11 protein-coding genes are annotated in these 14,003 nt (G+C 38.9%); 6 read left to right on the top strand and 5 right to left on the bottom strand.

Annotated features, from left to right (window positions below):
• Positions 1-61: 61 nt before the first annotated feature.
• Complete coding sequence (locus HC176_RS05890) at positions 62-283, top strand: DUF2795 domain-containing protein (RefSeq protein WP_019387375.1); 222 nt, start codon at positions 62-64, stop codon at positions 281-283.
• 200 nt (positions 284-483) lie between these two features.
• Positions 484-3,837, top strand: coding sequence for a preprotein translocase subunit SecA (gene secA, locus HC176_RS05885; protein WP_167917257.1), 3,354 nt, complete (start codon positions 484-486; stop codon positions 3,835-3,837).
• A gap of 139 nt (positions 3,838-3,976) precedes the next feature.
• On the opposite strand, the gene HC176_RS05880 is transcribed toward secA, so the two are convergent.
• The 3 genes from HC176_RS05880 to folE all read right to left on the bottom strand — a co-directional run bounded on the left by HC176_RS05880 (position 3,977) and on the right by folE (position 5,843).
• Positions 3,977-4,240, bottom strand: coding sequence for a hypothetical protein (locus HC176_RS05880; protein WP_167917256.1), 264 nt, complete (start codon positions 4,238-4,240; stop codon positions 3,977-3,979).
• 52 nt (positions 4,241-4,292) lie between these two features.
• A complete protein-coding gene (locus tag HC176_RS05875; protein ID WP_209309673.1) occupies positions 4,293-5,024 on the bottom strand; it encodes an AAA family ATPase in 732 nt (243 codons plus the stop codon).
• Positions 5,025-5,255: 231 nt separating this feature from the next.
• Positions 5,256-5,843, bottom strand: coding sequence for a GTP cyclohydrolase I FolE (gene folE, locus HC176_RS05870; protein ID WP_167917255.1), 588 nt, complete (start codon positions 5,841-5,843; stop codon positions 5,256-5,258).
• A 121-nt stretch (positions 5,844-5,964) separates the two neighbouring features.
• Between folE and HC176_RS05865 the strand changes: the two genes are divergently transcribed.
• A complete protein-coding gene (locus HC176_RS05865) occupies positions 5,965-6,639 on the top strand; it encodes an ABC transporter ATP-binding protein (RefSeq protein ID WP_167917254.1) in 675 nt (224 codons plus the stop codon).
• A 60-nt stretch (positions 6,640-6,699) separates the two neighbouring features.
• Here HC176_RS05865 and HC176_RS05860 read toward each other — a convergent pair whose 3' ends face one another.
• Positions 6,700-7,509 carry a hypothetical protein gene (locus HC176_RS05860; protein WP_167917253.1) on the bottom strand — a complete coding sequence of 270 codons (810 nt, stop codon included), beginning with the start codon at positions 7,507-7,509 and terminating at the stop codon, positions 6,700-6,702.
• Between the two features lie 218 nt (positions 7,510-7,727).
• Between HC176_RS05860 and HC176_RS05855 the strand changes: the two genes are divergently transcribed.
• From HC176_RS05855 to HC176_RS05845, 3 genes are all read left to right on the top strand, one after another.
• A complete protein-coding gene (locus HC176_RS05855; protein WP_167917252.1) occupies positions 7,728-8,498 on the top strand; it encodes a TIGR02757 family protein in 771 nt (256 codons plus the stop codon).
• Positions 8,499-8,651: 153 nt separating this feature from the next.
• Positions 8,652-10,091, top strand: coding sequence for a PhoX family protein (locus HC176_RS05850; RefSeq protein ID WP_167917251.1), 1,440 nt, complete (start codon positions 8,652-8,654; stop codon positions 10,089-10,091).
• A 6-nt stretch (positions 10,092-10,097) separates the two neighbouring features.
• Positions 10,098-11,900, top strand: a complete 1,803-nt coding sequence (locus HC176_RS05845) for a cytochrome-c peroxidase (RefSeq protein WP_167917250.1) — start codon at positions 10,098-10,100, stop codon at positions 11,898-11,900.
• 175 nt (positions 11,901-12,075) lie between these two features.
• Here the strand turns inward: HC176_RS05845 and HC176_RS05840 are convergent, their stop codons facing one another.
• Positions 12,076-13,968 carry a M61 family metallopeptidase gene (locus HC176_RS05840; RefSeq protein ID WP_167917249.1) on the bottom strand — a complete coding sequence of 631 codons (1,893 nt, stop codon included), beginning with the start codon at positions 13,966-13,968 and terminating at the stop codon, positions 12,076-12,078.
• Between the last annotated feature and the right edge of the window lie 35 nt (positions 13,969-14,003).

Raw genomic sequence — 14,003 nt, 5'->3', positions numbered from 1 at the left:
ATTTTTTACTTGCCTGTTTGAACTAAAAATTTATTTTTGCACAAAATTAAAAGTATAGAAAATGTATTGGACTTTAGAATTAGCATCTTATTTAAGTGATGCGCCATGGCCAGCAACTAAGGACGAATTAATAGATTACGCTATTAGAACCGGTGCCCCTCTTGAAGTTGTTGAAAATTTACAGTCAATTGAAGATGAGGGCGATTCGTATGATTCTATCGAAGAAATATGGTCTGACTATCCTACGGACGAAGATTATCTTTGGAATGAAGATGAATATTAAAACAAAAGCATAAAGAATAATGAAAAAGTCTCGATTTCGAGGCTTTTTTTTGTTATAATCTTTTAATAAAACTAATAACATAATGTATCTTTGAGTGCTTTAAAAAAGCATACAAAAGACACTTCTGAAAAATAACGCGAAATAGATTCCGATTCTACCTAATTCGGTTTTTATTTCAGATAATATAAAATTAAACACTTATGAATTTTTTAAATTCTGTACTAAAGATGTTTGTTGGCGACAAATCAAAACAAGATGTCAAGGCCATAACACCTATAGTCGATAAAATTAAAAGTTTCGAGGCTGCCCTCGAAGCACTTTCTCACGACGAACTTAGAGCCAAAACGGCCGAGTTTAAAGCTAAAATTGCCGAAGCCAACAAAAACATTGACGAGCAAATCGCCCAGCTTTTGCAACAGGCCGAAAACACCGAAGATATTGACCAACGTGAAGACATCTACGAGCAAATAGATGGCTTAAAGGACGATGCTTATAAAATTACCGAAGAGGTTCTAAACGATATCTTGCCCGAAGCTTTTGCTGTGGTGAAAGAAACCGCAAAACGTTTTGTAAATAATACTTCCATTACAGTAACGGCCAACGAATTCGACCGCACACTATCAGGCGAAAAAGACTATGTAACCTTAGATGGTGATAAAGCCTCATGGGCCAACTCTTGGGATGCCGCTGGAAAAGCCATCACTTGGGATATGGTACATTACGATGTACAGCTTATTGGTGGTATTGCCATGCACCAAGGTAAAATTGCCGAGATGCAAACCGGTGAAGGTAAAACCCTTGTGGCAACACTTCCAGTTTATTTGAATGCATTAGCTGGAAAAGGCGTGCATTTAGTAACGGTTAACGATTACTTGGCTAAACGCGATAGCGCGTGGATGGCACCTATTTTTGAGTTTCACGGGTTAAGTGTTGATTGTATCGATTACCATAAACCGAACTCAGCAGCAAGAAGAAAGGCATACAATGCCGATATTACCTACGGAACCAACAACGAATTTGGTTTCGATTACCTGCGCGATAATATGTCGCACGCCCCAGAAGATTTGGTTCAACGTCCGCACAATTACGCTATTGTTGATGAGGTCGATTCCGTTTTGGTTGACGATGCCCGTACACCATTGATTATTTCTGGACCTATCCCCAAAGGCGACCACCACGAGTTTAACGAACTGAAACCCAAAGTAGACGATATTGTTGCTGTTCAGCGCAAATACTTAACTGGCGTTTTGGCCGAAGCTAAAAAGCTTATCACCTCTGGAGATACCAAAGAAGGTGGTTTCCAATTGTTGCGTGTGTACCGCGGTATGCCCAAAAACAAAGCGCTTATTAAGTTTTTAAGTGAGGAAGGCGTAAAGCAATTGCTTCAAAAAACCGAAAATTTCTACATGCAGGACAACAACCGCGAAATGCCAAAGGTTGATGCCGAATTGTATTATGTTATCGAAGAAAAAAACAATCAAGTTGAACTCACCGATAAAGGTGTAGAATACATTTCTGGAAAAGACGATCCAGATTTTTTCATCCTTCCTGAAATTGGTGTTGAAATTGCCAAAATTGAAGAGCAAAACCTTCCGAAGGAAAAAGAGGCTGAACTTAAAGAAGAATTATTTAAGGATTTCGGTGTAAAATCGGAACGCATCCATACTTTAAACCAACTTTTAAAAGCTTACGCTTTGTTTGAAAAAGACACCCAATATGTGGTGATGGACAACAAAGTAATGATTGTTGACGAGCAAACGGGTCGTATTATGGACGGCCGTCGTTACTCCGACGGATTGCACCAAGCCATCGAAGCCAAAGAAAACGTAAAAATTGAAGATGCTACCCAAACCTTCGCTACCGTAACACTTCAAAATTACTTCAGAATGTACCGCAAATTATCAGGTATGACGGGTACTGCGGTAACAGAGGCTGGAGAATTCTGGGAAATTTACAAATTGGATGTGGTTGAAATTCCAACCAACCGCCCTATTGCCCGTGACGACCGTGAGGATTTGGTTTACAAAACCAAACGCGAAAAATACAACGCGGTTATTGAGGAGGTTACCCAATTATCAAAAGCAGGTCGCCCAGTGTTGATTGGTACCACTTCGGTTGAAATTTCAGAATTACTCGGAAAAATGCTGAGCATCCGAAAAATTCCACACAACGTATTGAACGCGAAACAGCATAAAAAAGAGGCCGATATCGTGGCTCAAGCGGGGCAACCCGGCCAGGTAACCATAGCCACCAATATGGCGGGTCGTGGTACCGATATCAAGCTGAGCGAAGAGGTAAAAAAAGCTGGAGGTTTAGCCATTGTAGGTACCGAACGCCACGATTCTAGACGTGTAGACAGACAGTTGCGTGGTCGTGCCGGCCGTCAAGGTGATGTGGGTAGTTCGCAATTCTACGTGTCGCTTGAAGATAATTTAATGCGCCTGTTCGGTAGTGAGCGTATCGCCAAAATGATGGACCGTATGGGCTTGAAGGAAGGTGAAGTGATTCAACATTCCATGATTTCAAAATCTATTGAGCGTGCCCAGAAAAAAGTAGAGGAAAACAACTTTGGGGTTCGTAAGCGATTATTGGAATACGACGATGTGATGAACGCCCAACGTGAGGTGGTTTACAAACGAAGAAAACACGCACTGCATGGTGAACGTCTTCGTGTGGATTTGGCGAACATGATTTTCGATACTTCGGAAGGTATTGCCGACACCAATAAAAATGCTAACGATTTCAAAAATTTCGAATTTGAATTGATTCGTTATTTCTCAATGAGTTCACCAGTTTCCGAAGCTGAATTCGGAAAACTTTCTGCACAGGAAATCACTTCAAGAATCTATAAAGCCGCGTTTGAGCATTACCGTGAAAAAATGGAACGTAATGCCGAACTCGCCTTCCCGGTAATTAAAAATGTTTACGAAAACCAAGGCGACAAATTTAAGCGCATTGTAGTACCGTTTACCGATGGTACCAAAAGCCTGAACGTTGTTACCGATCTTGAAAAAGCATACGAAAGTGAAGGTAAACAATTGATTACCGATTTTGAAAAGAACATCACGCTGGCCATTATTGATGATGCTTGGAAAACCCATTTACGTAAAATGGACGAGCTGAAACAATCGGTACAATTGGCGGTTCACGAACAAAAAGACCCCTTATTGATTTATAAATTTGAGGCGTTCGAATTGTTTAAAGCCATGATTGACCAAGTGAATAAAGATGTGATTTCGTTCTTATTTAAAGGGGAATTGCCACAGGAAACGCAAGATACCATCCAAGAGGCTAGAGCACGCAAACAAGAAAAGGTACAGACCACGAAAGAGGAAATTCCTAATCTTGACGAGCGTTCTGCTCAAAGTCGTGCGGCTGGGAACACCCAACGTCAACCAGAAGTTTTGGAAACCATTGTGCGCGATAAGCCCAAAATTGGACGAAACGACCGTGTAACGATTAAGCACGTCTTAAACGGTGAAAACAAAACCTTAAAGTACAAACAAGCCGAACCCTTAATTGCTAAAGGTGATTGGGTTTTGGTTGAAGACTAAAGGCCACTGCGAGTAACGCAAGGACAGACAATAAAAAAACCGATAGACAATTCTATCGGTTTTTTTTATAAAATTAAGATGTTCTGGATACATAAGTTAATCCAGACCAGGAATACTTCATCATTTACAAAATCCGTGCCTATTTTTCCTTTTTAAAAACATAGCTATAAATCCACATTAAAGTAAACGTGGGAATAACATCCAATCCAGGTAAGGCTTCTTCAACAAAAGCAATGACTCCGGCTATTTTTCCGGGCTTTCCTTTATAAAGTTTAGTCATTAACCAACCAGAAACGGGCGCCCAAACGATATCGGAGAATTCGCCCACCCCTGGGATGAAAAACGACACATAACCCAAGGCATCCAAAACAATGCCGATAATTAGTTTTTTGTATTTATTCATTTAATAATTTTTCGTTGTTAAGAACAAGAAATGTACCAAAATATTAGCATACCTAGCCTTCAGTTTTAAAGTTATCTATTTTTTCAATTTGTAAATTTTTCATCATATAATCTTTATTGTTCAAAAAGAATTTATAAAGTTTGTAATGTTCTGTTTCCTCATAATCAACGTGTTCCAATCCGTTTTCAGATATCTGGATTATTTTAGAGTTGGGATATGATAAAATGATAGGTGAATGGGTTGCAATAATAAATTGACATTCTTCTTTTACCAATTGGTTTAGCCTAATTAAAAACGACATTTGCCGTTGTGGAGATAGCGCGGCTTCGGGTTCATCTAAAATGTAGAATCCCTTTTCCTGAAATCGATTGTTGAATAGAGACATAAACGACTCTCCGTGACTTTGTTCGTGAAGTGACTTTCCTCCATAATTGTTTTTCAAGAACACTTTATCGGCTATTTCATCAATATTAGTAGCGAGGTTATAAAACGATTCTGCCCTTAAAAAAAATTCACTATTGGGCCTATTTACACCTCTTGTGTAGCGAATATATTCAGATAAAACTGAATGTGTTTGTTTGGTTCTGAATCTGTGGTTTTTTGAGCCTCCTTCTGGGTTAAATCCATAAGCAGTTGCCAAAGATTCCAAAAGCGTAGATTTTCCCGTGCCATTTTCACCAATTAAAAAAGTGACGTTTTTGTGTAGTTCAATTTTCTCAAAAAACTTTACTATTTGTAAAGAGAACGGGTAGTTGTTAAAATCTTTTATTTCATCTTTTAACAATTCAAACGATATTAAAAATTGGCTTGACAAAACTTCTACTGGCTTGTGAATTTAATTAATGATTCTCCTTTTTCACATAGACTTCGACAGGCTCAGTCTGACAATGTTAAAAGATAGATATTTAGCAATCGAGATGTCATGCTGAGCTTGTCGAAGCATTGTGATAATACACTGTATTTTAAGGCTAATACATTTTTTTGGCATCTTTGCTTGTATTCAAATTTAACTTTACTACTTCCCAATAAGCTTTAAAAACTCATTACGGGTTTCAATTTTTTCAAACTGCCCTCGGAATCCGGAAGTGGTAGTTACCGAGTTTTGCTTTTGCACGCCCCGCATCATCATGCACATGTGCGACGCTTCAATCACCACGGCCACACCCTGTGGTTTTAATGTATCGTTTATGCAATCGAGAATCTGCTCGGTTAAGCGTTCCTGTACCTGTAACCTTCTGGCAAATACATCAACAATACGAGGCAGTTTGCTCAGCCCCACTATTTGTCCGTTTGGAATATAAGCTATATGAGCTTTTCCAAAGAAGGGCAAAATGTGGTGCTCGCAAAGCGAATACAATTCGATGTCTTTTACAATGACCATTTCGTTATACGATTCCGCAAACATAGCCCCTTTTAGAATTTCTACTGGGTCTTGATGGTAACCTTGGGTTAAAAACTGTATGGCCTTGGCGGCGCGTTCGGGCGTTTTTACTAAGCCTTCACGATTGGCATCCTCACCCAAATCCTTTATAATATTTTCGTATCTCGTTTTTACGTCGTCGGTAACCTTGATATTATATTCTTCAAAATGCTTGTACGGCATGCCTCGATAATTTTAATTTTCAACTAAATATAGCCCTTAAAACGCATACCGCAATAAAAAGCCATTTGAAATTGTACAGAACGCCATAAAATAGTAATTTCCCCACTAATATTTTCTACAAATGATCCAAGCGAAAAACATTCATAAATATTACGGTGATTTACAGGTTTTAAAAGGCGTTGACCTGCATATTGAAAAAGGGCAAGTAGTATCTATTGTTGGGGCTTCAGGTGCTGGAAAAACCACTTTGCTGCAAATTTTGGGTACGTTGGATAAGGCTTCGTCCAAAGCACCTTTTAATCTTGAAATCAATGGTACCGATGTGAGTTCACTTAAGGACAAAGCCTTGGCTAAATTTAGAAATGAACATATTGGGTTCATCTTTCAGTTTCATCAATTATTACCAGAGTTTACCGCGATTGAAAACGTATGCCTCCCCGCTTTTATAAAAGGTACCAACAAACTGGATGCTGAAAAACGCGCCAAAGAATTGTTGGATTTTTTAGGATTATCGCACCGCTATAATCACAAGCCCAACGAACTTTCGGGCGGCGAACAGCAACGTGTGGCCGTGGCACGGGCATTGATTAATAATCCCGATTTAATTTTTGCCGATGAACCTTCGGGAAATTTAGATAGTGAAAGTGCCGAAAACCTGCATAACTTGTTTTTTAAACTTCGGGATGAATTTGGGCAAACCTTTGTTATTGTAACCCATAACGAAGAACTTGCCGATATGGCCGATAGAAAACTCACTATGGTGGATGGCAAAATAATAAACGACCAACCAAGATAAACAAAAAAGCTCGCTGAATTCCCAACAAGCTTTTTCTAATTTATTTTAATCGTTCTTTAATTACTCACCAAAAGGAAAAGTTTGGCCAAAAATAGTAATGGTAGAATTGGTATAGTTAATTTTAATATCGTCGATATTACCAACGCTCACATCCAAAATACCAGATTCAATACCGCGAGGCAATAGTACAAAATGAAGTTCCTCTTCTACGGTTAAAGTATATTCCACACCTTTAGAGCTTACCCCAGATTGCGAACCATCTAAAGTATATTCGTCATCCCAAATATTGAAAGGCGTATCGGCACCGGCCACCCAAGTTCGGGTAGAATTTTCGGTGTAATTGATGCTTGCGCCTGTTAAAGTTGTGATTTTTCCGTTATTGATAACCACACTGTATTCTGGGTTTTCATCTTCATTTGTTCCTAAGTTCGTTACTACATGCGTACCCTCTACTTTAAAATCTTCGTGATAATAATTGCTGAACGTTGAAGTATGCACACTACCTTCTTCTCTGTACCAACCCGTAGATACTACAGTAATAATACCTTTTCGGGTAACACCATCTTTACACAAAACACCGTCGCCATAATCAATAGTTATGGTTTTAGGAAAAGTAGTGAAATCCATAGGGTCAACAGTAATTGTGGGGCCATCGGTTTCAGATTTACCTGTTTTAGCTTCGTTAGAGTTTTCGGCAGTTAACACAGCGTCACCACTGTTGTTTCCAACATCCTGAAACACCTTGTTTACAGTGGCATACTCAGTTAAAGCTTCGCGGGCTGCTACCGCATCAATACTATCTTTTGCTTTTTCTGTTTCTTCGCAAGCCATAAAAACCATGGCTAAAATAGGGACAATAAGTTTTCTCATAACATTAAAATTTAGTTCCTCAAATAACGTAATAAATGTTAATTTTAGTGTACTTCTTATTAATAATTACACATGAATATCGGGTTTTAGTGTATTTCATCGGAGTTTTTATGAGTTTTTCAGCAGAAGTATTGGCTTAACATTTTCAATTTCCATCGGTTAAAACACCTAAAAATTGTATTTTTGAACCTGATTTTTAACCCAAAACCACTCTTTTTTTGAGCTTAAATCCATCTGAATTAAAAGAATTTCTCGACGCCAAAGTCGAAACCTACAACAACCCTAATTTTATTGAAAGCGACCCCATTCAAATTCCGCATCAATTTTCAAAAAAAGAGGATATTGAAATTTCCGGATTCCTAACATCGACCATTGCCTGGGGCAACCGAAAAAGCATTATTAATAACGCACAGAAATTGATGGGTTTACTGGATAATGCCCCACACGATTTTGTGATGAACCACAAAGAAACCGATTTAGAAAAGTTACTGCCCTTTGTGCACCGAACGTTTAACGGTGCCGACTGCATTCAATTTATAGCTTCATTGAAACACATTTACACGAACCACAAAGGTTTGGAACAGGTATTTGCCCAACATGCTGAAACTGATTCGCTGCAGCCTGCCATTTCAAAATTCAAATCTGTATTTTTTGAAATTGAACATTTGGCACGAACACAAAAACACGTGAGCGACCCATTGAAAAATTCGGCTGCAAAACGCATTAACATGTTTTTACGATGGATGGTGCGCCCCAACAATACTGGTGTAGACTTTGGTATTTGGGAGAACCTTTCGCCCAGCCAGCTCTCCTGCCCTTTGGATGTCCATTCTGGTAATGTGGCCCGAAAACTGGGATTACTAAACCGAAAGCAAAACGACGCTAAAGCCCTATTGGAACTGGACACTGCATTAAGGCAACTCGACTCCAAAGACCCCGTAAAATACGATTTCGCGCTTTTCGGATTGGGAGTTTTTGAAAAGTTTTAATTAGATTCATTTTAAATATTAAGCTTAACTTTACATAAGTAACATTGCATTCACAAATTCTTCACTTAAAGCCAAACTTAAGCTAACATTTTTGAGGTGCCGAGCGCATAATTTTGGAAAAAAATAAATAGAACTAATCCAAAAACATCAAAAATGAAACATTCTATTCTTTACGGCATTTTAGCTTGCACTGTTTTAGCATCATGCGATACAAAAGATGGTACCATTAAAGGAGACAACAAAAAAATTGAGCTTGTTAACCACTCTAAAACCCCTAACCTTCTTGAATTGAAGTCTGGTTTTGAAAATGTTGAAATTACTACGTTGCTTTCTTCTGAAGATCAATTGGAAGACTCTCCAAACTTTGTTTACGGAAGTATGGCCGACGGTGCCGGGTTATTAAAAAACAGCGACGGCACTTACACCTTAATTAATAATATTGAAGCCGATTATTCGGTAGCCAGAATCACTTTAGATGAAACTTTCAAACCAGTAAGCGGCGAGTACATCTTAAATGCTGAAGCTTCAGCTCGTACCGCACAATGTTCTGGTTCGTTAATTACTCCAGAAGAACATGGTTTTGGTCCACTTTACCTTTCTGGTGGCGAGTGGGGCGGTGCTTCAAAAGCTGTATTTTCAATCGATCCATACAAAGATGCTGCCAATGCATCCATCGCGCAAACCTTGCCTGCTTTGGGCCAGTGGTCTACCGAAAATGCAGTTGCCATGCACCAAAATGCTTTCCCTGGGAAAACAGTCGTTTTAATTGGTGACGATACCAGTGATAACGAAACACCTTCCGGTCAATTGGCCATGTATGTGGGCAACAAAGGCGATTTAAACGGTGGAAAACTTTACGGTTTAAAAGTTATTACCGAAGGCATTAACTACGAAATGGACATGGAAGAAGGCGTAAGCTACGATGTTACTTTTGAAGAGTACAACGAAAGAACTTTAGATGAACTTGAGGCCGAATCAAGAGCCAAAGGCATCATGGGCTTTTCGAGAGTTGAGGACATTGACTGGAGACGCGGTTCGGCAAGCAACAACAGAGAGTTTTTCTTTGCTGTTACCGGTAGAAAAAAAGATGCACTTTTAGGAAAAGGCTCTTTCTACGGAAGAATCTACCACGTAGTACTTGATGAAAACAATCCGCTTAAAGGTACTATTGAGTGTGTTTTAGATGGTGATATTTTAGATGGAAAAGCAAAAGCTTTCCACAGTCCAGATAACATCGTGGTGACTGAAAACTACGTGTACATTCAAGAAGATCCAAACGGATACCCAGACACTCCAGAAAAAGACCACTACGCGCAATTGTACGAATACAATATCAAGTCTAAAAACCTTAAAACCGTTTTAGAGTGCAACCAAGATTATGCCGCTTCTTTGGGTTACGGAACTGCCAATAGAAACTGGGAAATTACTGGTATGATTGATATTTCTGAAACTATTGATGTAGACCGCACCTTTTTACTGATTACCCAAAACCACGGCTGGGAAAACCCATCGTTTACCGACCCTTTGGCCAACCCAACACCAGACAGAAACGAAGGCAGTATGCTTTATGTTATTAAAGGTTTAAAGAGATAATCATTTATGAATTTCAATACCAAAAAAGGGGCTTATGTTTTCATAGGCCTCTTTTCAATATTATTAAATGCTTGCTTAAACCAACAGCAAGATCATCAAACAAAAAACAATCCAACCCGAGTGTTGGAAAACACATTTTCTAACACCCTTTCGGCAGCCATAACTGCTATGGACAGTATAAAAACCGCCAAGGAAGCAGTATCTTTAGAAAAACATTACCTAAATGCTAGGCATCATTTTAAAATGGCCGAACCCGTTTTAGCATTTGTAGATTCTGAAAATTATAAATTTTTGAATCAGCCCAATATTTTAAAAATTGAAGAAGAAGATGCTACCGATATTAAAATAAAGCAACCCACCGGATTTCAGGTTTTGGAGGAAAACATCTTTACTGAAAATCCCGATTTTGAAAGCATAACACTGCACGCCAAAAAAACATCCGAAAGGCTGCAACTTATAAAGAAAAACCTGAATTTAAACTACATAAAGCCATACCATGTACTTTGGATGGTGAGAGACCAAATTATCCGAACTGCGCTTACAGGAATTACCGGCTTCGACTCGCCCGCATTAGAGCAATCGCTCACAGAAGCGCAAACCTCTTATGAGGCCGTAAAACAGTATTTAGAGGTGTATCAATCGGAATTTAATAATACTGAAATTTACAACCAATGGACCGAAGCGATTAAAAAGGCACAAACAGACTTAAATGCCGATTTCAATTCCTTTGATCGTTACAGCTTCATTAAAAACCATACCCACAAAAATTTAGAGCTTTGGAACGCAACGGTGGCCGATTGGCAAGTAGAATTTCCGTTTACCAAATCCATAAATAATAACGCCACTTCACTGTTTTCAAACAACACATTTAACCTCTACCACTTTTCGGTTTACAACGACAGTTTAACCGAAGAAAAAGTCAACCTGGGCAAAAAACTCTTTTTTGAAAAAGAACTTTCAGCTTCAAAAACCATAAACTGCGCCACCTGCCACATTCCCGAAAAAGGTTATACCGATGGCCTCGCCATTTCAAAAGGGGTAACACGCAACAGCCCTACCCTACTTTATGCCGGGCTGCAAAAAGGTTTCTTTTACGATAATAGAGCCGGAAGTTTAGAAGGGCAAATTGTTTCTGTAATCAATAATGAAAATGAATTCCACAGCGATTTGGAAACTTTTGAAAAAGCTTTAAAAAACAACACGGAATACACCGAAGCTTTTCAGTCCGTTTTTAAGGATTCCATTAAACAAGAGCACATTCGGCACGCTATTGCCAGTTTTATTAGAAGTTTAGCTCCTTTCGATTCCAAATTCGACAGAAATATCAACAACCTTGAAAATACGTTAACCGAATCTGAAATCAATGGGTTCAACCTTTTCAACGGAAAGGCCAAATGCGCCACATGCCATTTTGCACCACTATTTAATGGTACCGTGCCTACTACCTATAAAGAATCGGAAATGGAATTGATAGGGGTACCGGAAACTACCGATACCATTAACGCTAAAATTGACGACGATTTAGGTCGCTACGACTTGTTTCATACCGAAGAACGGAAACATTTCTTTAAAACACCAACCCTTAGGAATATTGCCCTTACGGCTCCCTACATGCACAACGGGGTTTACAATTCGTTGGATGAAGTGTTGCACTTTTACAATATTGGTGGTGCTGCCGGTTTGGGCATCGAGATGGAAAATCAAACCCTTCCTCCCGATCCATTAGACTTAACCGAAAAAGAAAAACAGTATATTATAGCGTTTTTAAATGCGCTTACCGATTCGCCAAGTTCAGAATTAGTGTATTAAAACCTTTAGCATATAATATAAAAAAGCTGCCTGAAAAAAGGAAATCTTTGTCATTTCGAGCGGAGTCGAGAAATCTCATCATATTGAAAATAAAATTTCTCATTTAAAAGATTCTTCGCTTCGCACTGAATAACAGTCTTTTCAGACAGCTTTTATCGTTTTAAAAAATTATAAACTACCCTTTCAACCACGCTTTTCGCAAAGCCTTTTGGGCTTCAGTTGCTTCAGGATTTTCAACAATCATTTCACCGCTGGTATAAGCTTTAGTGGTGGTTGTTTTAATAATTACTTCCTCGCCATTGCGTTCTAATCTCACTTCAATATCTCGGCCAGGTTTCCACATAAACACCTCTTGTAAAACTTGGTTGGCGTTTTGCATAGTCAACTCGGTGCCATCAATACTTTTTATCACATCGTTGGGCTGAACGCCCTGTGCTTTCCAAAAGCTATTTTCTAACACTTTTTCCGTAAAAAAGATAGTGCCTTTTTGTGCATCGCCACTAACAATAGGTGCACCATCCATTAAAATGTAGTTGGCTTCTACTTCACCCTCGCCAATTTCCAAGCCTACTTTTTCAAAAAACACATTGTAATCTATTGGAATATCGCCAACAACATGGGTATTTAAAAACTCACCAACCGAAGGATAGGTCATCTCGGTAATTTCGGCAATTAAATTGTCGTCTTCAAAAGGCTTGTTTTTGCCGTATTTATTAGACAGTTCTTTCATTAATGACAAAATACCCCGTTGCCCGTTGCTTTCCTCTCTCATTAAAATATCAATGCACATGCCTATCAACGCCCCTTTTTGGTAAACATTCAGATATTGATCTTTGTAAGGTGCTTTCAATACATTTTCACTCATGATAGTGAAACTCATCGCATCATTCATTCTTCTAGATGCTTGTATTTTTTCATAAATATCGCCATAGAATTTTTTCTCATCCACCAAACCTTGGTCAATTTGAAACAAGGTTGAAAAGTATTCCGTTACACCTTCGTACATCCAAAGGTGTTTTGAAAAAGTAGGATTGTTATAATCAAAATAATGTACATCTTCTGAATGCACACTCAAAGGCGTTACAATGTGAAAAAACTCGTGAGACACCACGTCAATCATGGCATCAGCCAACGCTTGTTCATCCATCGATTCTGGTAAAACCACAACGGTTGAAGTATGGTGCTCCAAAGCGCCGAAACCTTTTGGGGAGTCGTCTTCGCCGTCTGATAAATACAAATAAATATCATAACGCGGCGTCGAGTTAATCTCTCCCAAATAGGCTTTTTGAGCCTGCATCATTTTAAAAATGGTTTCTTTCATTGATGCTGCCGAGTGCTTTTCGTTTGGCGAATACACACTCAATACAATTTTGATATCGCCCACTTGAAATTCTTCAACATCTAAATTACCGTACATCATGGGGTTGTCGGTAATATCAAAATAACGCGGTGCCAAATAGGTTGTTGTTACATATTTGCCGTCTTCACTTTTTGTAGAATTGACATTTTGTAAGGCCGAAGTACGAGCAAAATCGGCATCAGCAGTCACATTCAATTTGTATTGATTGCTTTTCAAGGAATCGAAATACCCCACAAAACCGTGCAGATTCAACACGTAGTTTTTAGGCTCGATATTGGTTCCTGCTGGCGAAAACGGCTGTTCTTTACCAATACCGCCTTCTTCCTCTATATCGTAAGTATCGTTTACCAAATAGGTGATTTTATCCAGCTTTTTGGCATTTTCAATCACCCAAGAATTGGTATCCAATTGGTTCACCTCCATTTCGTTTCCGGAGTAATCGTAAGCTTTGAAGGCTTCCACATATCTTCCAAAATCGCTCACAGAATAGGTACCCTGAATAACGCGCGGCAAATGGTAAGTAACCGTTTTCTCGGTAAAACGTCCCGGGTCGATGGTTACGGGGGCTCTATCATCATTAACTTTCGACAAATCTATGGTCGCTTCAATAGGCGTACTTATGGCCAAATCGTTTGCTGTTTTGTTGACAGATCCACAACTGGCCAATAATACTCCGGCCATTACTGCCAAAATCCATTTTGAATTCATTTATGAATAGTTTTAAAAGTTTATAAATTGACGCG

The organism is Tamlana crocina (assembly GCF_012037625.1).
Note: the sequence above shows the minus strand (reverse complement) of the source record. Positions and strands in the feature narration are given on the sequence as shown.

Bases quoted from the DNA above. Each gene is read 5' to 3' on its own strand.
- HC176_RS05840 (WP_167917249.1), bottom strand. From the start codon at position 13,968: ATGAATTCAAAATGGATTTTGGCAGTAATGGCCGGAGTATTATTGGCC.
- HC176_RS05850 (WP_167917251.1), top strand. From the start codon at position 8,652: ATGAAACATTCTATTCTTTACGGCATTTTAGCTTGCACTGTTTTAGCA.
- folE (WP_167917255.1), bottom strand. From the start codon at position 5,843: ATGCCGTACAAGCATTTTGAAGAATATAATATCAAGGTTACCGACGAC.
- HC176_RS05845 (WP_167917250.1), top strand. From the start codon at position 10,098: ATGAATTTCAATACCAAAAAAGGGGCTTATGTTTTCATAGGCCTCTTT.
- HC176_RS05890 (WP_019387375.1), top strand. From the start codon at position 62: ATGTATTGGACTTTAGAATTAGCATCTTATTTAAGTGATGCGCCATGG.
- secA (WP_167917257.1), top strand. From the start codon at position 484: ATGAATTTTTTAAATTCTGTACTAAAGATGTTTGTTGGCGACAAATCA.
- HC176_RS05880 (WP_167917256.1), bottom strand. From the start codon at position 4,240: ATGAATAAATACAAAAAACTAATTATCGGCATTGTTTTGGATGCCTTG.
- HC176_RS05860 (WP_167917253.1), bottom strand. From the start codon at position 7,509: ATGAGAAAACTTATTGTCCCTATTTTAGCCATGGTTTTTATGGCTTGC.
- HC176_RS05865 (WP_167917254.1), top strand. From the start codon at position 5,965: ATGATCCAAGCGAAAAACATTCATAAATATTACGGTGATTTACAGGTT.